Annotated in this window: 22 protein-coding genes; 8 read left to right on the forward strand and 14 right to left on the reverse strand. The window is 33.9% G+C overall.

The genetic code is table 11. From position 1 onward, the window contains the following. Positions 1-124 precede the first annotated feature (124 nt). The 6 genes from BXU01_RS01545 to galA form a co-directional block, all read right to left on the reverse strand. Positions 125-1,486: an amidohydrolase gene (locus tag BXU01_RS01545; RefSeq protein ID WP_083691393.1), complete on the reverse strand. Its 1,362-nt coding sequence runs from the start codon at positions 1,484-1,486 to the stop codon at positions 125-127. A 115-nt stretch (positions 1,487-1,601) separates the two neighbouring features. Continuing rightward, complete coding sequence (locus BXU01_RS01550; RefSeq protein ID WP_123773910.1) at positions 1,602-2,474, reverse strand: AraC family transcriptional regulator; 873 nt, start codon at positions 2,472-2,474, stop codon at positions 1,602-1,604. Positions 2,475-2,695: 221 nt separating this feature from the next. Continuing rightward, on the reverse strand, positions 2,696-3,100 hold the full coding sequence (locus BXU01_RS01555; protein WP_083691395.1) for a cupin domain-containing protein: 405 nt from the start codon (positions 3,098-3,100) through the stop codon (positions 2,696-2,698). Positions 3,101-3,197: 97 nt separating this feature from the next. Continuing rightward, positions 3,198-3,614 (reverse strand): cupin domain-containing protein, encoded by a 417-nt coding sequence (locus BXU01_RS01560; RefSeq protein WP_083691396.1) that lies wholly within the window; start codon positions 3,612-3,614, stop codon positions 3,198-3,200. Between the two features lie 185 nt (positions 3,615-3,799). Then, positions 3,800-4,672, reverse strand: coding sequence for an AraC family transcriptional regulator (locus BXU01_RS01565; protein WP_055097865.1), 873 nt, complete (start codon positions 4,670-4,672; stop codon positions 3,800-3,802). A gap of 248 nt (positions 4,673-4,920) precedes the next feature. Beyond that, positions 4,921-7,746 carry a beta-galactosidase GalA gene (gene galA / locus BXU01_RS01570; protein WP_083691397.1) on the reverse strand — a complete coding sequence of 942 codons (2,826 nt, stop codon included), beginning with the start codon at positions 7,744-7,746 and terminating at the stop codon, positions 4,921-4,923. 221 nt (positions 7,747-7,967) lie between these two features. Here galA and BXU01_RS01575 point away from each other — a divergent pair, with 221 nt between their 5' ends. Genes BXU01_RS01575 through BXU01_RS01585 form a run of 4 tightly spaced genes read left to right on the forward strand, consistent with a single transcriptional unit; the run spans position 7,968 to position 9,815 of the window. Beyond that, on the forward strand, positions 7,968-8,357 hold the full coding sequence (locus BXU01_RS01575) for a hypothetical protein (RefSeq protein ID WP_083691398.1): 390 nt from the start codon (positions 7,968-7,970) through the stop codon (positions 8,355-8,357). 34 nt (positions 8,358-8,391) lie between these two features. Continuing rightward, positions 8,392-8,925: a chromate resistance protein ChrB domain-containing protein gene (locus BXU01_RS23810; RefSeq protein WP_255373687.1), complete on the forward strand. Its 534-nt coding sequence runs from the start codon at positions 8,392-8,394 to the stop codon at positions 8,923-8,925. Positions 8,926-8,978: 53 nt separating this feature from the next. Next, positions 8,979-9,257, forward strand: a complete 279-nt coding sequence (locus BXU01_RS23815) for an AraC family transcriptional regulator (protein ID WP_255373701.1) — start codon at positions 8,979-8,981, stop codon at positions 9,255-9,257. 57 nt (positions 9,258-9,314) lie between these two features. Next, positions 9,315-9,815: a hypothetical protein gene (locus tag BXU01_RS01585; protein WP_083691399.1), complete on the forward strand. Its 501-nt coding sequence runs from the start codon at positions 9,315-9,317 to the stop codon at positions 9,813-9,815. A gap of 65 nt (positions 9,816-9,880) precedes the next feature. Here BXU01_RS01585 and BXU01_RS01590 read toward each other — a convergent pair whose 3' ends face one another. The 3 genes from BXU01_RS01590 to BXU01_RS01600 form a co-directional block, all read right to left on the reverse strand. Then, positions 9,881-10,354: a hypothetical protein gene (locus tag BXU01_RS01590; protein ID WP_083691400.1), complete on the reverse strand. Its 474-nt coding sequence runs from the start codon at positions 10,352-10,354 to the stop codon at positions 9,881-9,883. Between the two features lie 22 nt (positions 10,355-10,376). Continuing rightward, a complete protein-coding gene (locus BXU01_RS01595) occupies positions 10,377-10,781 on the reverse strand; it encodes a lysozyme inhibitor LprI family protein (RefSeq protein ID WP_083691401.1) in 405 nt (134 codons plus the stop codon). Between the two features lie 76 nt (positions 10,782-10,857). After that, the gene (locus BXU01_RS01600; protein ID WP_083691402.1) at positions 10,858-11,352 is read right to left on the reverse strand and encodes a TlpA disulfide reductase family protein; all 495 of its coding nucleotides are present in this window, start codon (positions 11,350-11,352) and stop codon (positions 10,858-10,860) included. Between the two features lie 283 nt (positions 11,353-11,635). Between BXU01_RS01600 and BXU01_RS01605 the strand changes: the two genes are divergently transcribed. Beyond that, positions 11,636-11,938 carry a helix-turn-helix transcriptional regulator gene (locus tag BXU01_RS01605; protein ID WP_055097872.1) on the forward strand — a complete coding sequence of 101 codons (303 nt, stop codon included), beginning with the start codon at positions 11,636-11,638 and terminating at the stop codon, positions 11,936-11,938. A 6-nt stretch (positions 11,939-11,944) separates the two neighbouring features. Beyond that, positions 11,945-13,051, forward strand: coding sequence for an NADH:flavin oxidoreductase (locus BXU01_RS01610; protein ID WP_083691403.1), 1,107 nt, complete (start codon positions 11,945-11,947; stop codon positions 13,049-13,051). Between the two features lie 308 nt (positions 13,052-13,359). On the opposite strand, the gene BXU01_RS01615 is transcribed toward BXU01_RS01610, so the two are convergent. From BXU01_RS01615 to BXU01_RS01625, 3 genes are all read right to left on the reverse strand, one after another. Beyond that, positions 13,360-14,502 carry an acyltransferase gene (locus BXU01_RS01615; protein ID WP_083691404.1) on the reverse strand — a complete coding sequence of 381 codons (1,143 nt, stop codon included), beginning with the start codon at positions 14,500-14,502 and terminating at the stop codon, positions 13,360-13,362. A 191-nt stretch (positions 14,503-14,693) separates the two neighbouring features. Beyond that, positions 14,694-16,910 carry a glycoside hydrolase family 3 C-terminal domain-containing protein gene (locus BXU01_RS01620; protein ID WP_083691405.1) on the reverse strand — a complete coding sequence of 739 codons (2,217 nt, stop codon included), beginning with the start codon at positions 16,908-16,910 and terminating at the stop codon, positions 14,694-14,696. Positions 16,911-17,121: 211 nt separating this feature from the next. Next, positions 17,122-18,765 carry a DUF6377 domain-containing protein gene (locus BXU01_RS01625; protein WP_083691406.1) on the reverse strand — a complete coding sequence of 548 codons (1,644 nt, stop codon included), beginning with the start codon at positions 18,763-18,765 and terminating at the stop codon, positions 17,122-17,124. Positions 18,766-18,991: 226 nt separating this feature from the next. On the opposite strand from BXU01_RS01625, the gene BXU01_RS01630 reads away from it, so the two are divergent. Beyond that, on the forward strand, positions 18,992-19,336 hold the full coding sequence (locus tag BXU01_RS01630) for a 5-carboxymethyl-2-hydroxymuconate Delta-isomerase (protein WP_083691407.1): 345 nt from the start codon (positions 18,992-18,994) through the stop codon (positions 19,334-19,336). A gap of 363 nt (positions 19,337-19,699) precedes the next feature. Here BXU01_RS01630 and BXU01_RS01635 read toward each other — a convergent pair whose 3' ends face one another. Next, positions 19,700-21,961, reverse strand: a complete 2,262-nt coding sequence (locus BXU01_RS01635) for an acyl-CoA dehydrogenase (protein WP_083691408.1) — start codon at positions 21,959-21,961, stop codon at positions 19,700-19,702. Between the two features lie 402 nt (positions 21,962-22,363). Then, positions 22,364-23,287: an EamA family transporter gene (locus BXU01_RS01640; protein ID WP_083691409.1), complete on the reverse strand. Its 924-nt coding sequence runs from the start codon at positions 23,285-23,287 to the stop codon at positions 22,364-22,366. Between the two features lie 102 nt (positions 23,288-23,389). Here BXU01_RS01640 and BXU01_RS01645 point away from each other — a divergent pair, with 102 nt between their 5' ends. After that, positions 23,390-24,808: a PLP-dependent aminotransferase family protein gene (locus BXU01_RS01645; RefSeq protein ID WP_083691410.1), complete on the forward strand. Its 1,419-nt coding sequence runs from the start codon at positions 23,390-23,392 to the stop codon at positions 24,806-24,808. Positions 24,809-24,931: the final 123 nt, after the last annotated feature.

The raw sequence follows: 24,931 nt of genomic DNA on the forward strand, positions 1-24,931 counted from the left end.
GTTTGTTGTTTTTTTGAGGTACAAAGGTTCTGAGGTGCAAAGGGACTAAGGTTTTCAATTAAAATGTAGACGCACTGCTGTGCGTCTCTACGGAAAAACCTTTGTCCCTTTGCACCTTTGGTATCTATAAACCTATTGTTCCGGCAATCATTTTTCCTTTATAAAAAACTCCTTCTCTTTTTGGCAAACGTGCTACGGCTTCGGCAGAACAGCTTGCTTTTACTAAAATAAAATTTGCTTCATTGTCTACTGCGGGCCAAACTCTTGTTCCGGAATCGTTAAGAGGCAGTATTTCATCTTTTGTTGCAATGTGCAAAGCGCGGCTTAAATTATATTCATCTGTCCATCCATAAAGCTGGGCACATAATTTTGCTTTTTCGAGCATATCACAAGTACCAAAAGGCTGCCAGTGATCGACAATGCTATCTGTTCCGGTCATTAGTTTTACGCCATATTTTTTTAAAGTCGGGATTGGCATTATAGTTTTCCCAATCGGGATTGTAGAGACTACTCCTATTCCCAGATTTCCCATTTGCTCTGCTATTTTTTCAACGTCTTTAGGGTCCATTTTTGCAAGGGCAAAACCATGGCTTATATAAGTTTTGCCTTGTAGCTGCTTATTTTCTTCTGTCTTTTTAATGATATATTCAATTGCAGCTTTACCTGATGGCGGCGATTCATGCAAATGTATATCGATTCCTTTATTTGTGTCTAAAGCAATCTGAAACATCGTATCAAGAGATTTCTCCATATTACCATCAACATTTGTTGGGTCAAGTCCGCCAATAAAATCAATTCCCATACTTGCTGCTTCGCGTAATAAAGGTTCTGATTGGGAATATAAAATTCCGTGTTGCGGAAAAGCCACAATTTCCCATCCAAAACTATCTTTATTTTTATCTAAAGCTGCCTGTAAATGTTCCAGACTTTTTAACCCGCTCACCGGATCAATATTACATTGGCAACGGGCAAAATAACTCCCCTGACTTTGCATTAGTTTAATTGCTTCTTCGGCTTTGTGCTGAGAATCCGGTAGTAATTGCGGAATTAATTTTTGCTCCAGCGTAATCATATCTTTTACCGTATATCCTTTTCTTGGTGCTGCATTCCAGGTTCCGCTGCCATAATAGGTTTTATCAATATGAATGTGCATATCGCGTAATCCGGGAAGCATCAAAAGTCCTTTGGCATCAATAGTTTTCAATTTTACAGCAGGCTTTCCTGAAGTGATGCTTTTAATCTTACCATCTAAAATATGTATGTTGTATAAAGCTGTTTTGGTTGCAATGACTTCGTTCTTTTCGTTGTATTCAAAACCGTCCTCTAATCGCACATTAATTAAAATATATTCTTTTAATGCAGTCGCTTTATCATCTGATAATACTTGCGCAACAGCATTACCACCAATTCCTGAAAATAAAGCTGCACCGGTTGCTGCAGCTCCTAATCCTAAGAACTTTTTTCGGCTTATTGTATTGTCTTCCATAAATTATATTTTACTTGCTTTGAGTTTGTTGTAGCTTTTTACAATAACACTCTTCTAAAATTAGAAGGTATTGCATTGCAAAAATCGTTATAAACTAAAACCTATAACGGTAATATTACGGATAAGGATGGTAAAAATTATAACTTTCTTTAAAATCGCCCGGAGTTTTACCGGCATATTTTTTAAATACTTTTGTAAAATAACCATTATCATTAAACCCAAGCTGATAGGCAATCTCTTTTATAGATAAATCTGTACTGGTCAGCAATCGTTTTGCTTCCAGAATGGTTCTCTCTTTGATGACATCGCCCGCAGGCATTTTTAAATATCTCTGAGAAAGGATATTAAGATAATTAGGCGTAATATTTAATTTATCAGCATAAAAATTTACTGATGACTCGTGGTTAAAATGTTCATCTATAAATGCAGTAAAATTTTTAATTATTTTCTCCGGTTTGGTAGCAGAATCGTGTTCCGGAAATTGCAGTAAATAATCCTTTTGCAATAGTTTCAGGAGCAAATGCAAACGCAATAAAAGGATTTCTCTGGTTAGTATATCATTACCTGACAATAGAAATTCTATTTCATGCAAATGATTTTTGAATTCCATAAAATCCTGTTTGGTTAAAGAAAGACAAGACGGAACATTTTGTCCAAAAAAAGGAAATTGTCCCAGATTCTGGAAAATAGTAACTACTTCCGGCGAAAGCATCAATTGAAAACCTGTTGTATCAACATCAAGAAACCAGTTATGCACCTGACCGGAACTGATAAAATAAACCTGATAATTGTTTACTTTATATTGCGTAAAATCGACATGGTGAATTCCTGAGCCTTTTTCGACAAAAAAAACCATATAAAAATCATGTTTATGTGGTTGTTCGAATTCATTTCTGCCTTTTACGCTATGCCGAAACAAAGTAATACCCAAAGTTTCTTCTCCAAGTATATTGCCAACAGATAAAATGGGAATCGAATGTTTTTGCAAGGGGAAAAGTGCTTTAATGTTCTCCTTTCAAAATTATAGAATTAAATGATATAAGTTTTAACCAAAAGTATTTTTTCTACTTTACTAAGCTTTCAAAAATAAAAAAGGCCGGACTTGAAGTAAGCCAGACCTTTTTAAAATAGTACTATTTATAGTGAAGAAACAGCAGTAATTTTTACAATTATCTCATTTTCTAATTGACTAATTATCTAATTATCTAATTACTTACCAAAACTATTATATTCTTCATCTGTAACGCTTTCCAGCCATATTCCGGTTCCTTTATCGATTTCTGTAATGATCGATATATGCGAAAATTTACTAAACGGTGTTGCGCCATACCAATGTTCTATACCAGGCAAAATGGTCACAACCTCATCTTTATGAAGTAATCGTATAGAAGAACCTTTTTCCTGAAAATAACCTATTCCGTCTGTTGCGATAAATAATTGTAATGTTGCATTTACGTGCCATTTGCATCTTGATCCCGGCTCAAAAGAAACTTCTTTAATAACCGTATTATCAGGATGAATGTTGCTGGTTTGTTTTTTATATGAAACATTACCAGTCATATAAGTGTTCGGGATTTTTCCCTCTTCAATAACAGAAGTATAAAGTGTTGACATAAAAATTATTTTTTGAGATTGATTTTTTATTTAAAAATGACCTGAGAAAAAAACCGTACTTAATTTATCAGATCGACAAACAACACCTTTACTTTAATTATTTAAAGCTATTGTATTGCTCATCTGTTACTGGTTCAAGCCAGTCTACAATACCTTTTTCAGTATTGGTACTAATTGCGATATGGGTAAATTCGTTATCAGGTGAAGCTCCGTGCCAGTGTTTTATCTCGGGCTGAATGTTTACCACATCGCCTTCCTGAAGTAACTGAATGGGTTTTCCTTCTTCCTGATAAAATCCTGTTCCTTGTGTTACGATCAAAATTTGTCCTCCCGGATGTGTATGCCAATTGTTTCTTGCACCAGCCTCGAAAACGACATTACCAACCGCAGTATTTAAAATTGGATCGTTAGGAACCAGCATTTTTACCCACGCTTTTCCTGTAAAGTAATCTGAAGAAGCTAAATCACCTTTAGGGAAAATGGTTTCTTTTAATTGATTTTGAGTTGCTTTCATAATTATTTGTTTTAATATCAGTGCCGGAAACTAAATTAGAAAGCTGGAATGCGCTTTATAGAAGTTATATTTAGTCAGCAAAAAACCTATAGGGATTAATACTAATTATTTGAAGGCAAAATTACTTTACGAATTGCAATCAGAAATAACAATAATCAAACAAAAAATTAAGAATATGAAACAATTTACATTCTTAACGATTTCGGAATCGTTCCTGTAAGTCTTTTAAAGTAATTATTAAAATAGCTTGGATATTCAAATCCAAGGGAATATCCAATATCAGATATACTCCAATCCGTATGTTGCAATAATGCTTTTGCTTCACCAATAATCCTTTCGGTAATATGTGCAGTTGTAGATTTTCCTGTTATTTCTTTTACTGAACGATTTAAGTGATTAACATGTACAGCAAGGCTTTGCGCATAATCCTGAGGCGTTTTTAATGCCAATGGTTCATTTTTTGTCTCTATAGGAAATTGTCTTTCTAATAGTTCCAGAAACAATGACGTAATTCTTGAAGAAGCATTTTTGTGTTTAAAGAAATTTTCTGAAGGCTGCATTTTCATCGATTCATGCAAAATCAAATTGATATAATTGCGTATTAAATCATCTTTAAAAACATAATCAGTATCTTGTTCTTCGATCATTTTTTTAAACAATGAATCGATAAAAACCTTTTGTTCAGCTGATAATGAAAAAATAGGTGTTCCGCCAATTTTAAACAAAGGCGATTCATGAAGGCTTTCAGAACGATCGTTTACTTTTAGAAATTCTTCGGTAAATACGCAGGCATATCCTTCGTAGACGGGTGAAATAATTTCCCATGAATAAGGAATATGAGGATTACCAAAGAATAATATAGTGCCATTGGTTTCTATACCTCTGTCTGCGTAGTGAATTAAACTCTCGCTTGTATTGATACAAATCTTATAAAAATCCCTGCGATTATAGGTCGGGATTTTACTCACATCACCATTAACCTCATATACTTTAAAACCTTTTAGCTTTAAATCGTTTATACCAAGTTCCGAAGCCTGAAATTCTAATTGATCCTTCATAATGCAAAGTTATGAAAATCAAATATAAAAAATAGTTTCAAGTTTTAGATTTTTTTGTTTCAAGTTTCAACGTTTCAGGTTTCAGGTTTCAGGTTTGAAATGAGAAAGTTGGAATATGGAATTTTACCGCAAAGTGCGCAAAGATTTTATTATGTAAGGTTTAAAAAACACAATCTATTATAAAATCTTTGCGCACTTTGAGGTAAAAATTTTGCGCACTTTGTGGTAAAATTTTTATCCTCAAAACTTTAATTCAGCTTTAAGCTATTTCCGACGCGTAAACCTTTGGCAGAAGCCGATAAAATTACTTCGACTGCGTTTTCATCTTTCTGAACAATTATCTGTGCATATCCGTTAAACAATTTTCGTTTCCAGGGTTCTGATGGCGTTACAACTTTAATAATTCCGGGATCTGTATTCATCACATCCCAATCTTTTACTTTTTGCAAAGGCGAAGCTCTAATAGTAATAAAATTGGCTCCTTCTTTTAAAACAGCTTTGTCAAGATGGTATTTTTGAGGATCATCTGTGCTTGCATTAATTAAATTTCCGTTTACAAAAACAGATTCGTTTACACCAATTTTTTTATAATAGAAATCAACGATATTGGATTGTAAGTTGTTTTTTAACTCAAATTTTCCTCTGTAAATATATCCCGACGCCTGATTTTTATAATCTCTATCTTTAAAAGCGGTTGTCCAGCCACTGTTTTCTTCTAAAGCTGATTGATTTACATTGTCAACAAATGCCTGCTTTTTTTCTTCAAAATTAGTAATGGGTACAAGATTTATATCATCGATAAACTGATCTTTTTCTAATGATGTTGGATCTCCATTTCCTACGCCTAAAATCTTTCCGCCTTTGATAGAAAATGTAATTTCGTTATTAGCTGTAGGAACGTGCAAACCATTTTTATCTGTAACCTCAACAGTTATCACAGCAACAGTAGCTTTTGATGGGTTTTCTTTATCTACAGAAAGTTTTATCGCTTCAGGACTTCCCGTTGTTTTTTGAACTTCTGTCAGGATTTTTTTTCCGTTTTTATATCCAATTGCTTCAAGAGTTCCGGGTTCATATTTCACTTTCCATTCTAAATGACCATATTGCTCTATTTTCTTTTTTCCTAAACTCTTTTTATTCAGGAAAAGTTCTACTTCATCACAATTAGAATACACCCAGACATCGATTTCTTTTCCTTCCATGCCACTCCAGTTCCAATGTGGCAGAAGATGCAAAACAGGTTCATTTTGCCACCATGATTTTAAATAAAAAACATTGTCTTTAGGGAAACCGCAAACATCCATCATTCCAAAATAAGACGTAACCGATGGCCAACCATAAGGCGTTGGTTCTCCGCGATAATCGAAACCTGTCCAGATAAACATTCCCGCCAAATACGGACGTGACGCATAAAATTTCCAGCCTTCTTCGATACTATAAAAAGTTGGTCTTGGCTTTTTGTCATAAGCACTTTGATAATGTTTGGTGTCATCTGTAAAATAGATTCCCCGTGTTGCAAAAGTAGAACCTTCCTCTGTTCCCATTCCGGATTGGTTTTTAAAAGCATTTCTATGCGCATCGATATCGCCATTACCCATATAATTATAGCCCATAATTTCGACAACAGATGATATTCCGCTTTTAAAACCGCTGCTTATCCCAACCGTTACAGGTCTTGTAGGATCTATACTTTTACTAAATTCCTGCATAATATTGGTAATTCGTTCGCCAACAATTCCGCCTTCAATATTCCATTCTTCATTTCCTACAGACCAGCAAAATATACTGGGATGATTGCGATCACGTTCGATTAATCGTTTTAAATCATTAAGATGATAATCGTTAATGCCCATTAAACGGGTTTCATCAATTACCAGCATTCCTAACTTATCACAAGCATCGAGCAATTCCGGAGTTGGCGGATTATGTGAACAACGATACGCGTTTGAACCCATTTCCTTGAGTTTTTTTATGCGGTAGTATTGCAATTCATCCGGTAAAGCAGTTCCTATTCCCGCATGATCCTGATGATTGTTTGTGCCTTTTAGCTTTATAGATTTTCCGTTAAGAAAAAAACCATTTTCGGCATCGAATTTTATGGTTCTTATCCCAAAATTTGTTTCATAACTGTCTATAATTTTGCCTTCTTGTTTTATTTGAGTTCGTAAACGGTATAAATTTGGATTATCAAGATCCCACAATAAAGGGTTGTTTACTTTTATTTTTGAAGTGTATTTTGCTGTTTTATAAAAATCCGGTGCAAATGCATTTTCTACAGTATTCGAAATATCTTTTCCTGAAGCATCAAAAATGGTTTGTACTATTTCAATCTTTCCTTTATAATTTCCTTTATTTTCTATTGTAACCTCGGCAGTAACTTCTGCTGTGTCATTTTTAATTTCAGAAGTTACATAAGTTCCGTTTTGTATCACATACAGCGGATTCGTTTTCTGAAGATAAACATGTCTGTAAATCCCCGCACCTTCATAAAACCAGCCTTCTTCCATCGAAGCATCAGCGCGAACAACGATCGTATTTTCTCCACCGTAATTTACATATGCCGTTACATCATATTCAAAACCATTATAACCGCTTTCTTCTGTTCCGAGGAAATGACCATTAAAAAACACTTTAGAATTTCTAAAAACTCCATCAAATTTTAAGGAAATAATTTTTCCCTGATCGCTTTCTGCAATCGTAATTTTTTTTAGGTACCAGCCAATACTTTTTTCAGGAAAACCTTTTCCGGCTGCTTTAAATCCGTGACTAAAACTTGCCTTTTCGCTAAAAGATTGTTCAACAGCCCAATCGTGCGGAAGATCCAGTTTTCTCCAGGCACGATCATCAAATCCCGGTGCTGCAGGACCATCGCCAAAACCAGTTTTTGCCAAATAAGAAAAATAACCTTCGGCATAGCCAAAATCCTTTTGGGTATCATACAAATGACCCAACGAAAAACGCCAGTCTTTGTCTATTGAAATCAGTTCCCTATCTGATTTGTTTTGGGCAAATGAGGCCATTGATATCAAAAAAATAAAACACAACAGGATTTCTTTAAGAGAAATAGTTTTCATAAAAATGTGGTTAACAAAAATGGTTAGCAAGTAACGATAAAAATATTGTTTTTATCCGGGTTAAAATAATAGTATTTTATCAAATTATGATCGTTTATACTTTCATAACAATCATTAAAAATTGATGGATAAAAAATTTAGAATCATTCTACGGGCTTTACTGTGTTAAATTATTCTCTTTTAATGTAATTTTATCTTTAATTCAACTAAAAAGTACAATCATGAGTGTTATTAAAGACGAAAACACACTTCTTAACACTATTAAGCGCATTGATCAAAAAATTGACAAACTAAATGATCAAAAAATAATTGCTTTTTTTGAATCACTTGGCTTAACAGAAAGAGAAGACATCCCACCGGCAGCAGATTTCTTAAAATGGGAAACCATACTTGTTGTCGTGCCCAACAGACATATATCGCATGAATTAAAATATTATAAGTATTCGATTGCACGGCTTTCGTTTGTTACAAATCCGAATGCAAAAGAAATACATATTTTTGATTTTAAGGAATGGAATAATATCACTCGAAATAAAACACAATTTCAGGTTAGAGAATTGCTAAAGAATAATTTTGGAGGTGTGAGAAATCATGAAGAAAGATTAAATTAAGTTTTTATACTATAACAGACTTAAATAAACTTACATGAAATGGATTACCAGAGAAAGACCTAAAATTGACCGGATTGCAAGTCCTTGGCTAATTAAGAAATTTGTTGACTCTGAAGCTGAATTCATATATGTTCCTTTTGATGAAGTCTTAGATAAAGCGCAGGAATTAGGCGCGATTCCTTTTGATATTCCAGATGTTGAATTTACACATTATAATGACGAATGTACTTTTGACTACATTATAAAGAAATATCAAATTACTGATCCTGCGGTTTTAATAATTTCCAAAATTGTTCGAGGCGCTGATACAGACAGGCACGATCTTGCAAAAGAAGCAGCCGGACTTTGGGCAATTTCAGCGGGACTTTCTCATAATATCACAGATGATACTGAGTTACTAAAAAAAGGAATGCTTATCTATGAAGCGCTTTATAGCTGGGCTACACACCTTTACAAGCAAAAACATTTACAAAATAGTCCCTTTGAAAATTTGCTTCATGAGGTTTATAATAAATTTCTAAAAAAAAAAAATCAAATAAAAAAACACCTTCATGGGTTCAGGACTTAAAAGAGATCATTCAGGATCAAATAGATGCTCAATTTAGTTTTGACCTGAAAAAAATATCCAGCAACTTAGAACTTAATCCGTCCTATTTATCGCGTGAATTTTCTAAATATTTTGAAGATTTAAACTTTGGTGAATATGTTCGTAAACTACGTATTGAAAAAGCCATAAACCTTATTCAGAATTCCAATTATACTCTTACCGAAATTGCCTATATGACGGGATTTTCAGATCAAAGTCACTTTACGAGAATCTTCAAATTACATACAGGAAAAAATCCTTCTTCATATAGAAAAAATGCTTTAAAAAGTAACTTAGATACAAAAGGTAAATAGGATTCTATTACTAATGATAACGGGAGAATAGTTTTGTCTTTTCTAAAACAAACTATCATGACTTCCTTGAAACACTTTTTTTCTATTGTTTTATTTTTATTAATTTCAACTGCATTTGCGCAAACTGCTTATCCTAAAATTACGGGGTATTTTGGTATTCTGCATCCAATTGTGACTGTTAGTAATGAACAGACAAACTTAAATTTCAGAGATTATTATGCCGTTGGTTTCCCAACCGGAATCAACATCTGGAAAAGCTCCAAAATAGGTTTTTCTTTTGAAATTGTTCCAAATATCAAAGCAGAAGACGGACACGATAAAGTAACCAATATATTATTTCATCCGGGTATTTTGGTCGCTTTAGGAAACGGTTATACTTTTGCCGGAAGAGCAGCGTTTGAAAGCAGCGGAAGATACGGCATAACTCCTGTTATTAATAAAACGATTCTAAAAAATGAAAATTGCAGCTATTTTGCTGCGATTCCGCTTCCTGTGAGATTTGGAAATGATCACCCTGCCACTTTTACCGTAGGTTTTCAATTTGGAATTGCTTTCTAGAAAATATTATTTCAATATATTACCTCACAAAGAACCTTAAATTACTTTAAGAAACAATGAATCATTTATTTTAAAATTTCGAAAATACGGACAAACTTTCGCTCTAATGTTTTTCTCTTTCGCTCTTCTTTCCATCTGGAATAGAAAATGATAATAAGCAGAAACAAACTAACAATTGTTGTGGCTCTTCTAAGTCCTCTTCCAAAAAAAAGAAAGAATACATTAATTACAATCAAAAATACTACGGGAGAAAATCGTGTCCAGAGTAACTGAAATTTACTGTTGGGTTCAACGATGTAACTTACTTTAACTATATTATTGACATTCTTGTAGTTTCCTCTTATAATAAAATAAGTTGGCGATGTTCTTGAGTTTATAGTTAATCGGAAACTTTTCTCATCAAAAAGTCCATAAAAAGGCTTTGTTCCTCCAAAAAGAGGAAATATTCTAAAAAGACTTAAGTTTACTTTTAGAGAACCAATTTCTGTGTTGTTTTCTAATCTTCTGCGAAATTCAGATAAACTGAGTTTTGATTCCATTTAAGTAATTATTTCGGGCAAACTATATTCTTTTAATAAGTTCTTTGACTCTCGCAAAAACATAATTTGCTTTTTCATCAAAAACTACCATATCAAAATCGCTGCTTCCTTCTATAAAATGACCTTCTTTTTTAGTGTCTGAATATACTTTTTCAAAATAGGCATCACGTTTTTTTAGCCAGTCCAGTTGTTCTTTTTTTAGTTTGGATTGCTCTTTAGAACTCAATTTTAATTTTAAATTCTTGTATGATACATTCAATAAACTATCAGATTGATTGTAATACTCAATCGAACAATCTTTCATACCACTTCCACCGTCTAAGCAACGATGATAAGTGTTTTTTAATTTATTAATTGTTTCTATAGTCTGTGCATTACAATTGAATGAAAACACAAGAACAAATAATAGTATCGATTTTTGTATCATAATTAATTTGATTTTTTGTTATTGACGGCTTAATTTCACAATAGCAATATAATCAAACTTTTATAAGTTACAAATTTTACTGCGCCGGCAACAAACTTTTCAGCATTTCATTCAATGCATTTCCGTGAATATTTTTCGCCAGAATAATTCCGTTTTTGTCTATCAAAAAATTCAATGGAACAGATTGAAGCATATAATCGCCAATAACCGGAGATTGCCAGTATTTTAAATCGCTCACTTGTGTCCAAGGTAACTTTTGTTTTGCTATTGCTGCTAACCAAAGTGGTTTTTTAGTATCCATAGAAACGCTATAGATAGAAAATTTACCAGCGTAGGTATTGTATAATTTTATTAATTCCGGATGTTCTTTAGTACAAGGTCCGCACCACGAGGCCCAAAAATCAACCAAAACTATTTCTCCCCTTAAAGATGATAATACAACGTTATTTCCTTTTGGATCCGGAAGATCAATTTCAGGCGCAATATCGCCAACATCAGTTCCTACAACCTGAGCTTTTGTATTTGTTATTACACAACATAAGAATCCTAAAATAAGTAAAGTTTTTTTCATAGTTTGATTACGTTTATTTAGATAAAATTGAGGCTATCCAGTTTAAATTTTATTTTCAAAATCAGATTAAATTCCCTCGAAACCCACAAATTTTGACTTTTCTTACGGAGTTTCTTACGAAGATTTCTCCTTCGTCGAAATGACAATATTGTGTCCGAACTTGCGGAATTAGTAGCAAACAAATATATATACTTCTCAAATAAATATATCTCCTCTATCTTAATTTTTTGCTAAATATTTTCCTCTAGATTGGTATATCGGGAAAAGTCGATATATTTGCGTCATGGAACCAATAGAAATCTTTAAGGCACTCTCTAACAAATCCAGATTGCAAATGCTGGAATGGCTAAAGGAACCTGAAATCAATTTTCCGGATCAACTCCAGCATGCAGGATTTGAACACGGGGTTTGCGTTGGACAAATTCAAGCCAAAGCCGGCTTAACGCAATCGACTGTTTCTGAATACTTGTCTATTTTACAACGTGCGGGTTTTATAGAATCTAAACGTGTAGGACAATGGACTTACTATAAACGCAACGAAGGTGCCTTTGAAGCACTCAGTAACTTAATTCAATCTAATTTGTAAATTACTATGAGTACAAACAACCTGTTTTCGCCATTTAACTTAAAAACGTTAAATCTTAAAAACCGAATCGTAATGGCGCCAATGACGCGTTCATTTTCTCCAAACGGAGTCCCAACTGATGAAGTAGCTTCTTACTATGAAAAAAGAGCTGAAGGCGAAGTTGGATTAATATTATCTGAAGGAACTGTAATCGACAGGGCTTCATCATCTAACGATGCTAATGTGCCGCATTTTTATGGCGAAACAGCATTAAACGGATGGAAAAAAGTGATTGATGAAGTTCACGCTGCCGGAGGTTCAATGGGACCACAAATCTGGCATATGGGTATTATGGATAATCACCATTCAGGATGGGTACCGCCAGTTCCTTTTGAAGGACCATCAGGATTAAACCGTCCGGATTTTAGAAACGGAGTTTCAATGACCGAAAAAGATATTGAAGACACAATTCTTGCTTTTGGTAAAGCTGCTGCTGATGCTAAAAAATTAGGTTTTGATACGATCGAAATTCACGGAGCGCACGGTTATTTAATCGATCAGTTCTTTAGAGCCGAAACAAATTTACGTGAAGATATTTATGGCGGAAAAACGTTACCGGAACGTAATCGTTTTGCTATTGAAGTTGTAAAAGAAATTAGAAAACAAGTTGGTAATGATTTCGCTGTAATCATGCGTTTTTCTCAATTTAAACCTTCTGATTACAATTATAAACTGGCAAAAAATCCACAGGAATTAGAAGCATGGCTTACGCCTCTTGTTGATGCAGGAGTAGATATTTTACATTGTTCTCAACGCAGGTTCTGGGAACCTGAATTCGAAGAATCTGATTTGAATTTTGCCGGATGGGCTAAAAAAGTTACAGGAGCACCAACTATTACAGTAGGTTCTGTTGGACTTTCTGGTGATTTCTTTGGTGCATTTGCAGGAGAAAGTTCTCAACCTACTTCTTTAGAGGAATTAAACAGACGTTTCGACAGAGGCGATTTTGATTTGGTTGCTGTAGGAAGACCTCTTTTATCAGATCCTAATTGGGTTTCAAAAATTAAAGCCGGTAAAACTGATGAGTTAAAAGGTTTTAGTAAAGAAGCTTTGGGAGCATTGGTTTTAGAATAAAAAAAGGTACAAAGATGTAATCCCGAAGCTTCGGGACAGAGGAACAAAGGTTTCTTTAATTGAACTAAATATAAAAAGGATGAAACAAATAATGTTTCATCCTTTTTTTGTTTCATGTATGTTTAAATTTTATATTTTTTACGTAATCTATATGTGTAGAGACGCACAGCAGTGCGTCTTCGCTTATAAAGGCTCAAAGTAAAAAGGTTTCCTTAATTTGAACTAAATATAAAAGGGATGAAACTTTAAAAGTTTCATCCCTTTTTTTGAATAGCTAATAACTAACAAAAATTAGAAATTCAATTTCATTATTCTATTGTAACCGATTTTCTTTTTTGAAATCTATTCTGAAGCCAATTGCGTACAGGTTCATCGTAGAATTTCAAGCATAAAAAAGCAATTGTAATACTGGCAATCAAAACTCCTATTCCGGTAACATACCCATCTTTCAGGGATACTTTATTATCGATAACCCAAGCTGTATACCAATAAATTAATGGATAATGTGTAATATAAATGGGATATGAAATATCTCCCAAAACTTTGCAGATCTTAACAGAAAGTGCATTTTTTATCTCTCCTCCTGCACCAATGGCAACAATTATTGGAAACAAAATAATGATACTAAAAGATTCATACAAACCGTTCATCCAGAGACTGCTTTCACCGCCAATTCTAGGTATAGAAAAAATAACAATGATCAAAATGCTGCAAACCCAAAAAGCACCTTTTATATGAATTAATTTTCCTAATCTGGAAAGTAAAACTCCAGCAAAAAACGGATATAACAAACGTGTAAAACCAACATTGAGTTGTTCAAGATTTAAAGACCAGCCGCCTATAACATCTCCTTTTGGTCCATAAACGGTATAATTAATGAGCATTGCCGCAAAAATAAAAACAAAGATTGCAAGAACCTTGTTCGAAAATTTACGGAAGAATAAAGCGTATAAGATGTTGGCAATATATTCAAAAAACAATGACCATGCAGGTCCGTTAAGAGGATGCATTTCGCCCCAGCCTCTAATTTCTAACGATGGCGGAATTGGAAGTAATGTAAAACCAACAACCATTGTTAAAATCACTTTCCAAACTTCCATTCCTGCAATTTGCGGAAAGATACCCGAAGCCTGAAAATAGTAAAAAATAGCACCAACAATCATTCCCATAACAACCATGGGCTGCAAGCGAATTAAGCGTCGTTTGTAAAACTCCCATTGCGACATTTTTCCCCAGCGATCATCGTAAGCATAAGCTACCACAAATCCTGATAGAAGAAAAAAGAAATCTACGGCGAGATAACCGTGATTGATAATCTGTGCAAATCGGCTTCCGCCGTTATGGGCTTCGAATATGTGAAAAATAACTACTAAAATTGCGGCTACTCCTCTTAAGCCGTCCAGAATTTCATAATGTTTTTTTGGTTTAATATCAATAGAAGTTGAGCTCATAAAAATATTTTTTGGTGGTTAAAGGTTAGTTTTATTCTATTTTTTTGGTTTAATGTAAATGTATTGAATTTATTTTCTAACGTGCAACAGCATAGTTTTCAGAATCGTATAATTTAAGAGGTCTTAAAAAAGCAAAGCTGCAACTTTTTACAATTGCAGCTTTACAACCAACCAATTTAGAAATAATGAAACTATTGAAGTGAGAAACTCACTTTAGATTTTATATCTGTAGAAGATGCTCCAACGATTGCTTCAAAAGCACCCGGTTCAGCAACCCAGTCGTGTTTTTTATCATCAAAAAAGCTTAAAGCTGTTTTATCTACCGTAAAAGTTACAGTTTTTTCTTCTCCCGCTTTAAGCGAAACTTTCTCAAATCCTTTTAATTCTTTTATTGGACGTGGCAATGAAGATTTTAAATCACTGATATAAAGCTGCACTACCTCAGAACCTTCTCTTGATCCTGTATTTTTTACTTTAACAGAGAATGTAATTTGATCTCCGGCTGCTATTTGTTTTTTATCAGCGGTTACTTTTCCGTACTCAAAAGTTGTGTAGCTTAATCCGTGACCGAAAGAAAACAATGGTTTTACTTTTTGTTTGTCAGCCCAACGGTATCCTACAAAAATACCTTCGTTGTATTTTACCTCATCTCCACCAGGAAATTCTCCTAAAGCATGTGCACCGTTATCTTCTAATTTTACCGGGAAAGTAAAGGTTAATTTTCCTGAAGGGTTTACATCTCCAACTAAAACATTAGCTAAAGCATTTCCTGCTTCTGTACCTAAAAACCAACCTTGTAAGATTCCCGGAACTTCTTTTACCCACGGCATTGCCACAGCATTTCCTGAAATATTTACAAAAACTACATTTTTATTTACCTTAACTAAATCTGTGATTAATTTATCCTGACCGTATGGAAGTCCTAATTGTTTACGATCATGTCCTTCGTCATCCTGATTTTCGCTTTTATTCAAACCTCCAATAAAAATAACAATATCAGCATCTTTCGCAACTTTCAAGGCTTCTGCAGTCAATTCAGCAGGAGAACGTTTTTCTTCTAAACTTACTTTTGCTATAACTCCGTTATAATTACTTGTTGGATCTCCAACATAACCACGAGCATAAACAATTTCAGCCTGATTACCAATTCTTTTCTTTAATCCTTCAAGAGGTGTAATTTCATATCTGGCTTTAAGCGAAGAACTTCCTCCGCCTACAGTCATCATTTTGATGGCATTTTCTCCAATAACAGCAATTTTCTTTGTTTTAGAAAGGTTAATTGGCAAAATGTTATTATTGTTTTGAAGCAATACAATTCCTTCTTCGGCAATTTTCAAACCTGCTTTAGCGTGTTCTTCTGTACCAAAAGATCCAAAAGGCCTATTTCTGTCCATTGTAGTCAAAAATGCCAAACGTAAAACACGACGTACTTTTTCGTCTAACTCTTTTGTTCCAACTTCTCCTTTTCTGATCATTTCAGAATAAGGTTTTGCTAAGAAATAATTATCATAAGCATTACTTGTTCCCCATGAAAGTCCGTTTGTCCAGGAACCAAATTCCATATCAAGACCATTATGAATGGCTTGTTTGGTATCATTAACTCCACCCCAATCTGAAACTACAACACCTTTGAAACCCCATTCTCCGCGAAGAATATCATTAAGTAAAAATTCGTTATGACAACATTGCTGACCTTTATATTTATTATAAGATCCCATAATTGACCATACTTCACCTTCCTGAACAGCTGCTTTAAAAGCTGGAAGATAAATTTCGTATAAAGCACGATCATCAACAATTACGTTTACTGAATTACGGTTTGTTTCCTGATTATTTAAAGCAAAGTGTTTAACACAGGCAGCAACTCCATTCGACTGAACTCCTTTAATATAAGGAACAACCATTTTTGCGGCTAAGAAAGGATCTTCGCCCATATATTCGAAATTACGACCATTTAATGGGCTTCTGTAGATGTTAACCCCTGGTCCTAATAATACATTTTTGTTACGGTAACGTGCTTCTTCTCCAATTGATTTACCATATAAAGAAGATAATTCTTTGTTCCAGGTTGCAGAAAGTGCTGTAAGAGCTGGAAATGCGATACAAGAATCGTTTGTCCAGCCTGCCTGATCCCATTCATCCCATTTAACTTCAGTACGAATTCCGTGTGGTCCGTCAGTCATCCAGTTTTCCGGAATTCCAAGACGTTTTACACCCGGAGAACTAAATTTAGATTGCGCATGGATTATCGCAATTTTTTCTTCTGTTGTCATTCTTTTAAGCGCATCTTCGACACGCTCATCCATTGTTTTTTTATCGTCCAGATAAACCGGAACTTTGCTCTGTGCATTTACGCCAATCGAGCTCAACAAAAGTAAAACAAGAATTGTTTTAACGTTTTTAAACATAACTATTAATTTATTAAAGCATTTAATTTAAAATCTAAAAGGCAGTATAAAGTCATAAATACCTTTTAATAATATTGTAAAGCTAAAACGTTATAGTTCGTGTTGAATTTTTAAACGAAAAAAAGTAGTGAAATAAAAAATCAATTTATTAATTATCAATTACTTAATAAAAAATAAAGATCAAAAAAAGTAGTGATTTTAAAATAACTATTTAGACTTTTAAAGAAATTAAACCTATTTTCATGACCATTTCTTCAAAATCATTTCGCGAAACTGCAGCTTTATTTCGAGCCCTGGTTCTGTAATTATAAATCGTACTTAAAGAGTAACGAAGGAACGCTGCAATTTTTACACTGTCAGTAATTCCCAAACGAATCAAAGCAAAAATTCGCAATTCAGTATTGAGTAATTCTCCCTGCTTTAGAACGATTTGTTCTTCCTTGATTAAAAGTGCATTGAAATCTTTGACGAAAGTGGGATATAAATTCAGAAAGATGATATCGAAATTCTTATATAATTCTTCGAGTTCATTATCAACCAGAGTAGTTGATTTTAGCATTTTGTAAATCTCATCAAATTGCTTTGCCGTTGCTTTTTTATTTAAAATAATGCGATAATTTTCTAATTTATTGATATATGTCGAGCAAAGACTGAAAAAATGAGCAATATATTCTTCCTTAATATGGTTCGATTCTGATAATTGTGCATTACGTTCCTGCAATTGATTATTAGTTTCTGTGATGTCTTTGTTTAAGCTGGCTAATTTTTGACTGGTTTCATAAAGTTCTCCACGTATTCTGGATACTTTTTTCATTTGCTTGTATACATAAATAATGGCTACTATCAAAAATGCCGAAAGCAAACTAATGCACAAAAGATAAAGCTGCAATTCGGTTTTACGTTGTGCTTCTCTCTCCAGATAAACGGTATTGATGATCGAATAAACCTCTGACATTAATAAAGTACGAAACTGAACGTTGCAATAAAGTGCATCTTCAATTGCTGATTGCGTTAGCTTATATGCCATATCGACATCGCCAACCTGATAAAAAACCAATGCCAGTTCCTGAAGCGAAGCATTGTCTTTATTCGCATTTTTTATATCTGAAGTAGCAGAAAGTGCATAGTATTTTTTTCTTGATTCTAATTGATGGTTTGCCTCATAGATACTTCCTAAAAGATAGGTAATCATCGCATATTGCGGATTATCTTCTTTAATACTGCCAAATAATTGCAACAACTGTTTCTCTGCAAGTTTTAGCTTTTTTTGAGACATGACTTGCTGAATCTTAGTAATCTGGTAATTTAATGTATTAGGATCTAAAACAGTGAGCAAAGAATCACGATAGCTGCGTATTTGCTGCAGATATTTTATATCATAACTATTCGCGGCATAATGTTCGAAAAACTCCCTGTATGCTACATAATAATTTTGAAGCAATGATTTTGAAAGGCTTTTTTTATCAATACTTTTTAAAAGTGCTTCAGATTCACGGTATTTCCCTGAAGAAGAATAAAGGGTCACCAATTGCAGATTTGCTAAGTTCAGCAATTCCTTATTCTGAAGTTCATCAGCAATTTTCAGGTTCTTTTTTACATAAAATATAGCCGAATCTGAATTGAATTTTTGGTATTCTGTATATAATGTCTTGTTGTAATTGTATTCTTGTTCTTTTGTCAGATCGTCTGATTTTATTTTTTTGAAATTCAGAATACGTTCTTCTTTTAAACGAACATAATGCCCTTTGTTTTTAAGAGCGTCATTTAATTTTGCCAAAATAGTATCTGTACTGTCTGACGAATAAACAGGAATACTTAAAAGAACGAAAACCAAAAACAACAGATAATTTTTCAAACCAATTAAAATATAATGAGACTTACAAATATAAGAAAGTGTAAATAGAAAAATGAATTATTTAATAAGTCTCAAATTTTGAATTTTGTAACAGAAAACGAATAAAAGTTACTGTATTATTTCAGATAAAAAATAAATCTATGTTTCTGTGTTTTAGGCCTATTTATACCCATTTGATTTTTGTAAATTTGATTGTAATTCATTTATTATCTCAACTATTTACAAAATGCCTCACTTTATTATTGATTGTTCCGAAAATGTAATTCGATTAAAATCTGCTGATGATATAATGCAGGAAGTTTTTAATGCAGCATTATCAACAGCTCTTTTTACTGAATCTGAAATTAAGATTCGTATTAATCCGTTTACCTACTATAATAACGGAAATTCATTAGATGATTTTATTCACGTTTTCGGATACATTATGGAAGGTCGAAATACAGATCAAAAAGCCAATTTATCGAAAGCAATTGTAACGAAGTTAAACGAAATTCTTCCGGAAGTTTTTGTAATTTCTATTAATATAAAAGATTTTGAAAAGGCAAGTTATTTTAATAAAACAATGATTTAAAACACTTTATGATATAAAATAAATAATAACAAAAGCTTCTTTGTTATTACAAAAGGTTATTTTTTTTGCCACAGATTAAGAGGATTAAAAAAGATTTTTTTTGAAAATATTTTCATAAATGTCATCTCCAGAGACGACAATCTATACGAAAATACTGTTATGAAAATGATTGCCCTAGCCCCGATAGAAGTGGAAATCCTTTTGTGGCGATCCCGATCGGGAGCCACAAAAGATTGGAACGTCCCGAGGCTTCGGGAGCGGGATTAGCTCCTAAAAAAATAGCCACGAATTCACGAATGATTCTCAACAATAGATCAAGAAAAAATTCGTGAATTCGTGGCTAAAAAGCATAAGGCTAAACCTTTATCTAACCGCAATTGGCGCCGCCAGACAACTTTCCGGAATATCAAAAGCATTTACTAAAGAAACCGCGTCTGGTCGAATATCCCAACAAAGCTGATTGACCATTTTACGGATTGCTTTGGTTTTTACGGCTTCCATATAGCCATCTTCAAGATACCAGGCTTTATTTTTCTCGATTTGCGAAAGCGCATATAAATGATTTAGTCTTGTCAGTATTTCTTTTGACTGAACATCTTCAACTTCTTTTATTGCTAATTGAAATTGTTCCAGAACCACTCTTTCTAAATAAGCCTGAGCGACATCGATCATTTGGTGCTGTACAACATTAAAGGCATCGTATGGCTCTAAACCGCCATCAACGAGTTTTTTAATACGTCGCGCAGCTGAAGCCAGAATTGTTTTTTCTCTATGAATAAAAGCCTGCAAATGAAACTCCTGATCTAACAAATGTTCATCATCAGTTTTGCGTGTTGCTATTGGATTTTTTTCTGTAATTGCTGTTTTTGCATTTTCGTATACATAATTAATGATTCCGAGAGATCCCATTTCACCAAACGTTTTTCTGAATTCCGCCAAACGGTTTTTAGCTACCAATTGCATCAAAACAGTATTATCACCTTCAAAAGTGGTATATATTTCGGTATCATTTTTTAAAGCATCGATTCGGTTTTCAGATAAATATCCTTTTCCGCCACAAGCTTCGCGGCATTCCTGCAGAATATCTCTGGTACTCCAGGTCGAATACGATTTCATTCCTGCTGCAAGAGCTTCAATTTCCTGCATTTCTGCTTCGGTTTTATTCAGGAAACGATTTGTTAAGTATTGCAAGGCAAAGTGCACGGCATATGTTTTGGCCAAAGGCGGAATCAATCTGCGTTGGTGCATTCTATAATTCAAAATTGGAACCTCAGAACCTCCTTCGGGACCAAATTGTCTGCGTTGATCGCTATATCGAATGGCGATTGTTAATCCGGATTTGGCTGCAGCCAATGCTGAACGCGGAATCCCGATTCGTCCTCCTACCAAAGTTCCCAACATAGTAAAAAATCGTCTGTTATCGCTTGGGATCGGACTTTCGAATTCGCCTTTGTCATTTACAGAAGCAAAACGATCCAACATGTTTTCTTTTGGAATCACTACATTATCAAAACTAATAGTTCCGTTATCGACTCCGTTTAAGCCCATTTTATGTCCGCAATCGCCAATCGTGATTCCGTTTAGCGTATTTCCGTTTGTATCTCTTAACGGAACAACAAAGGCATTTACACCATAATCATGATCTTCTATAACCAGTTTTGCGAAAACAGTTGCCATTTGTCCATGAACTGCTGCATTACCAATGTATTCTTTTTGAGCATTCTTATTAGGTGTGTGAATCGTAAATGTTTGATCATTATGATTATACGTTGCTGTAGTTTCTAACCCTTTTACGTTTGAGCCGTGATGAGTTTCTGTCATGGCAAAACAACCGGGGATTTTTAATGTTCCAATATCTCTTAGGTATTTGGCATAATGTTTCTCAGTTCCTAATGACTGAACGCTCATTCCCCAAAGTCCAAACTGAACACCAAATTTTATTACCAGACTCAAATCGTGATAACTTAGGGTTTCCATAATCGCAAAATAATCGGCTATGTTTTCTCCTCCTCCATATTGTTTGGGATACGCCATGTTTCCCAGGTTTTCTTCGGCCAGGATTTTACACCAATTATAAACGGTTTGACGATAAACATTGATATCCGTAGAAGTTTCGTAAGCAAATTCAGGTCTCGAAATAACTGATTTTACCTTATTAATTATAGCTGTTTCTTTACCATTTAAAATAGCGGTTATTTTTTGAATATCGAAATCAGCATTGGTTTGTGAATTTGCGGTAAAAGAACTGGCTTTTGTTTTAAAATTCTGAAGTGCTTCTTCTCCTAAAATACCAAGATCATTTTCTAATTTTATAAAACTGGATTGTAATGTCGAAATATCCACATCTTTTTCAGAAAGTGCCACTGCAATATCAAAAATCGATTTTATATCTGTTTTATTCTGAATGCTTTTTTCAATATCCAGTTTCCATTGCTTAAGTTCATTTCGCGAAGGCGGATTTGAAATATCTAATCTTGAAACCAATTGTAGTTTTTCTTCGGGCGAAAGCCAAGTCAGATCATTAATAAATTTCCGGATGGTTGTAAACTCTTTCTGAGTCAGCAAATCATCAGACCACACTAAATAAAATAACGGAATAAAGGCTTGAAGTTTGGTATTTTTCATATAAAATAGTTGTTCGGTTTGTAATTTTTGCCACAGATTACACCAATTAAAATGATTTTTAATTACTGGATGGGACAACTTTTTTTAAATTTTGTTGTATAAAAAAAGCAAGAATGAAAATAATCATTCCTATTCTAATACGCTGTTAAGATTGTGATAATTTAATTAAAATTATGGGGAAATTGAAAAAAGGGTTGCCACGAATTATCACCAATTAAATTTTTTGCTGAAGCGATAACTGATTTGAAGAAAAAAATAATTCGTAAAAATTCGTGTAATTCGTGGCAAAAAAACTTTAACTATATTATAAAAAAAACAGGAATGAGTATTTTCATTCCTGTTCTAAATATCCTGGTAAGATTCGGGTAATTAATATTTCAAACCAATAAAAAAATAAAAACCTCACGTTATTTTAGAATCTTTGGATATTGTGGTAAACTTTTGCTTCATAGCAAAAATATGATGTGAATTAAAAACAATTACTGCCAGAAAAACAATTCCGTATGCAATGATTTGTATGAGTCCAAATTGTTCCTTATACAGAAACATTGCCAGAAGAAAAGCAATCATTGGGTTAATATTTAAAAGCATTCCTACTGTTGATGAATTAATTCCGGAGAGGGCATATAAATTAAGAAACAATGGGAAAATGGTAAATAATATCGCTATTGTTTCGATACAGAAATAAAACTTAAATTCTGTTGGAATCGTACCGCTGTAAGCCGGATAAAACGGTAGTAAAAACAAAGCTGCTAACGAGATATGAAATGTTAGAATTATAAATTTATCAAATCCTTTATTAACACGCTGACTTACTAAATAAGAGGCGTATGTAAAACCTATAATGATGCTAAAAAACATATCCATAATGTTCGCATAGGATAAAAGCAAACAGCCTGAAATGCTCAATCCAACTGCCATCCATTGTGTTTTGCTCAGTTTTTCATGTAAAATAAAATAAGCCAGTAAGGTGGTTAAAATAGGACAGACCAAATACGCCAGTGAAGTCGCTTTTACGCTTACATGGTTCATTACATAAATAAATGTAAACCAGTTTGCCATAAGAAAAACGCTTCCGCCAATGTTTAATAAAACTGTTTTGCGTTTTTCAAAAGCCGACATTGACTTAAAGGTTTCTATGGCTTCTTTCATTCTTTTTCTTTTGAAAGTAAAAGAAATAAGCAACATTAAAATACTACAGCTAAAAACGCGGTAAAATAAAATATCCAAGGAAGGATAATCGTGTATTGGTCTTAAAACCAAACTGAAAAATCCCCATATTACAAAACAAGTAATGGCAGCGAAGTAGTATTTTGTTGTTTTCACGAAATGTGGTTTTGTTTAGTTTTCTTATTAAAGCAAATTTCTAAAAAATAAAACAGCAATACAGATACAGTTTTTGTAAATTGCACCATAACAGTTTTTTTTATGAAAAATCCAAATTACTTATATCTGCAGTTTGCTGACAGGATCGAAAAGCAAATAAAATCCGGTGTTTTAAGCGTGGGCGACAAGTTACCATCTATACGTGAAGTCTGTGCTGAAACAGGTTACAGCATGAGCACGGTAAGTAAAGCCTATTATGAAATAGAAAGCAGATCACTAATCGAATCCAGGCCTCAATCCGGTTATTATGTGAGTAATATTTCGGCCAGAACAATTCCTGAGCCTTCACCAAGCAGTCCAATTTTAAAATGTGCCAATATTGATCGGGAGGATTTAATCGATCAGGTTTATGGTAATATGACAGATCCTAATATTACGATGCTTTCGTTGGGATTTCCTTCAAATGAGCTTCTTCCTATTGCAAAATTAAATAAGGGAATGGTTCAGGCAATGCGTCAACTTCCTAATAGTGGCACCAGTTATGAGCAGGTAAAAGGAAATCCGAATCTAAGAAGGGAAATTGCCAGATGGTCGTTTACCTGGGGCGGATCACTGACTGAAGAAGATATTATTACGATGCCGGGATGTACAAGTGCCATATCGCATTGTTTGATGACGCTTACGCAACCCGGTGATACGATTATAACCGAAAGTCCCGCTTATTTCGGGATTTTACAACTTGCCAAATCATTGGGATTGTACATCATGGAATTGCCTACTAATATGACAACCGGAATAGAACTGGATGCACTGAAAAAGGCACTTTCGTCTAAAAAAGTAAAACTTTGCCTGCTGATGAGTAATTTTAGTAATCCGTCAGGAAGTATGATGCCGGCAGAACATAAAATAGAAGTGGTTAAGCTGATGGAGTTTTACAATATTCCGCTAATTGAAGATGATATTCACGGGGATTTGTATTTTGGCTCAAGCCGACCAACAAATTGTAAAACTTATGACGAAAGCGGCATTGTTCTTTGTTGCAGCTCTGTATCAAAAACATTAGCGCCTGGTTATCGTGTAGGCTGGGTTTCTCCTGGGAAATTCAAAAAACAAATTCTACGAAATAAAATTTATCATTCGCTCTCCTCTCCTACTATAACACATGAAGTTGTGGGTGATTTTCTAAAAAACGGACGATATGAGAATCATCTTAGAAAAATACGTCAGATTTTGATTCATAACTGTAATAATTATATTAATACCGTTCTGGAATCTTTTCCAAAAGGTACGAAAGTGAGTCAGCCTCAAGGTGGATTTTTTCTGTGGATAGAGCTTGATAAAAGTGTTGATACTGCAGCTTTTTATCATTTGGCCATGCAGCATAATATTAGTATTGCGCCGGGAAGAATTTTCTCTTTTCAGGATCAGTTCTCGAATTGTATGCGATTGAGCTTTGGTTTACCATGGACAAATGAGTTGAGAAATTCGATACAAATATTAGGAAGATTGCTTCATCGATAGTTTTTTATTTACCGGACAAACTATATAAATGCTATTCTTTATCAGTATATCTATCCATAAAAAAAGCCGGACAACGGCATGAAAAGCGTTGTCCAGCTAACAAATTGAGAAACCAAAATCAAT

Source organism: [Flexibacter] sp. ATCC 35103 (assembly GCF_001975985.1).
Classification (GTDB): domain Bacteria; phylum Bacteroidota; class Bacteroidia; order Flavobacteriales; family Flavobacteriaceae; genus Flavobacterium.

What these genes read in the sequence shown, in the direction of transcription:
- BXU01_RS01555 (WP_083691395.1), bottom strand. Translation starts at nt 3,100, where the DNA reads ATGTCAACACTTTATACTTCTGTTATTGAAGAGGGAAAAATCCCGAAC.
- BXU01_RS01600 (WP_083691402.1), bottom strand. Translation starts at nt 11,352, where the DNA reads ATGAAAAAAACTTTACTTATTTTAGGATTCTTATGTTGTGTAATAACA.
- BXU01_RS01560 (WP_083691396.1), bottom strand. Translation starts at nt 3,614, where the DNA reads ATGAAAGCAACTCAAAATCAATTAAAAGAAACCATTTTCCCTAAAGGT.
- BXU01_RS01590 (WP_083691400.1), bottom strand. Translation starts at nt 10,354, where the DNA reads ATGGAATCAAAACTCAGTTTATCTGAATTTCGCAGAAGATTAGAAAAC.
- BXU01_RS01595 (WP_083691401.1), bottom strand. Translation starts at nt 10,781, where the DNA reads ATGATACAAAAATCGATACTATTATTTGTTCTTGTGTTTTCATTCAAT.
- BXU01_RS01610 (WP_083691403.1), top strand. Translation starts at nt 11,945, where the DNA reads ATGAGTACAAACAACCTGTTTTCGCCATTTAACTTAAAAACGTTAAAT.
- BXU01_RS01565 (WP_055097865.1), bottom strand. Translation starts at nt 4,672, where the DNA reads ATGAAGGATCAATTAGAATTTCAGGCTTCGGAACTTGGTATAAACGAT.
- galA (WP_083691397.1), bottom strand. Translation starts at nt 7,746, where the DNA reads ATGAAAACTATTTCTCTTAAAGAAATCCTGTTGTGTTTTATTTTTTTG.
- BXU01_RS01630 (WP_083691407.1), top strand. Translation starts at nt 18,992, where the DNA reads ATGCCTCACTTTATTATTGATTGTTCCGAAAATGTAATTCGATTAAAA.
- BXU01_RS23810 (WP_255373687.1), top strand. Translation starts at nt 8,392, where the DNA reads ATGAAATGGATTACCAGAGAAAGACCTAAAATTGACCGGATTGCAAGT.
- BXU01_RS01605 (WP_055097872.1), top strand. Translation starts at nt 11,636, where the DNA reads ATGGAACCAATAGAAATCTTTAAGGCACTCTCTAACAAATCCAGATTG.
- BXU01_RS01645 (WP_083691410.1), top strand. Translation starts at nt 23,390, where the DNA reads ATGAAAAATCCAAATTACTTATATCTGCAGTTTGCTGACAGGATCGAA.
- BXU01_RS01585 (WP_083691399.1), top strand. Translation starts at nt 9,315, where the DNA reads ATGACTTCCTTGAAACACTTTTTTTCTATTGTTTTATTTTTATTAATT.
- BXU01_RS01615 (WP_083691404.1), bottom strand. Translation starts at nt 14,502, where the DNA reads ATGAGCTCAACTTCTATTGATATTAAACCAAAAAAACATTATGAAATT.
- BXU01_RS01575 (WP_083691398.1), top strand. Translation starts at nt 7,968, where the DNA reads ATGAGTGTTATTAAAGACGAAAACACACTTCTTAACACTATTAAGCGC.
- BXU01_RS01620 (WP_083691405.1), bottom strand. Translation starts at nt 16,910, where the DNA reads ATGTTTAAAAACGTTAAAACAATTCTTGTTTTACTTTTGTTGAGCTCG.
- BXU01_RS01635 (WP_083691408.1), bottom strand. Translation starts at nt 21,961, where the DNA reads ATGAAAAATACCAAACTTCAAGCCTTTATTCCGTTATTTTATTTAGTG.
- BXU01_RS01545 (WP_083691393.1), bottom strand. Translation starts at nt 1,486, where the DNA reads ATGGAAGACAATACAATAAGCCGAAAAAAGTTCTTAGGATTAGGAGCT.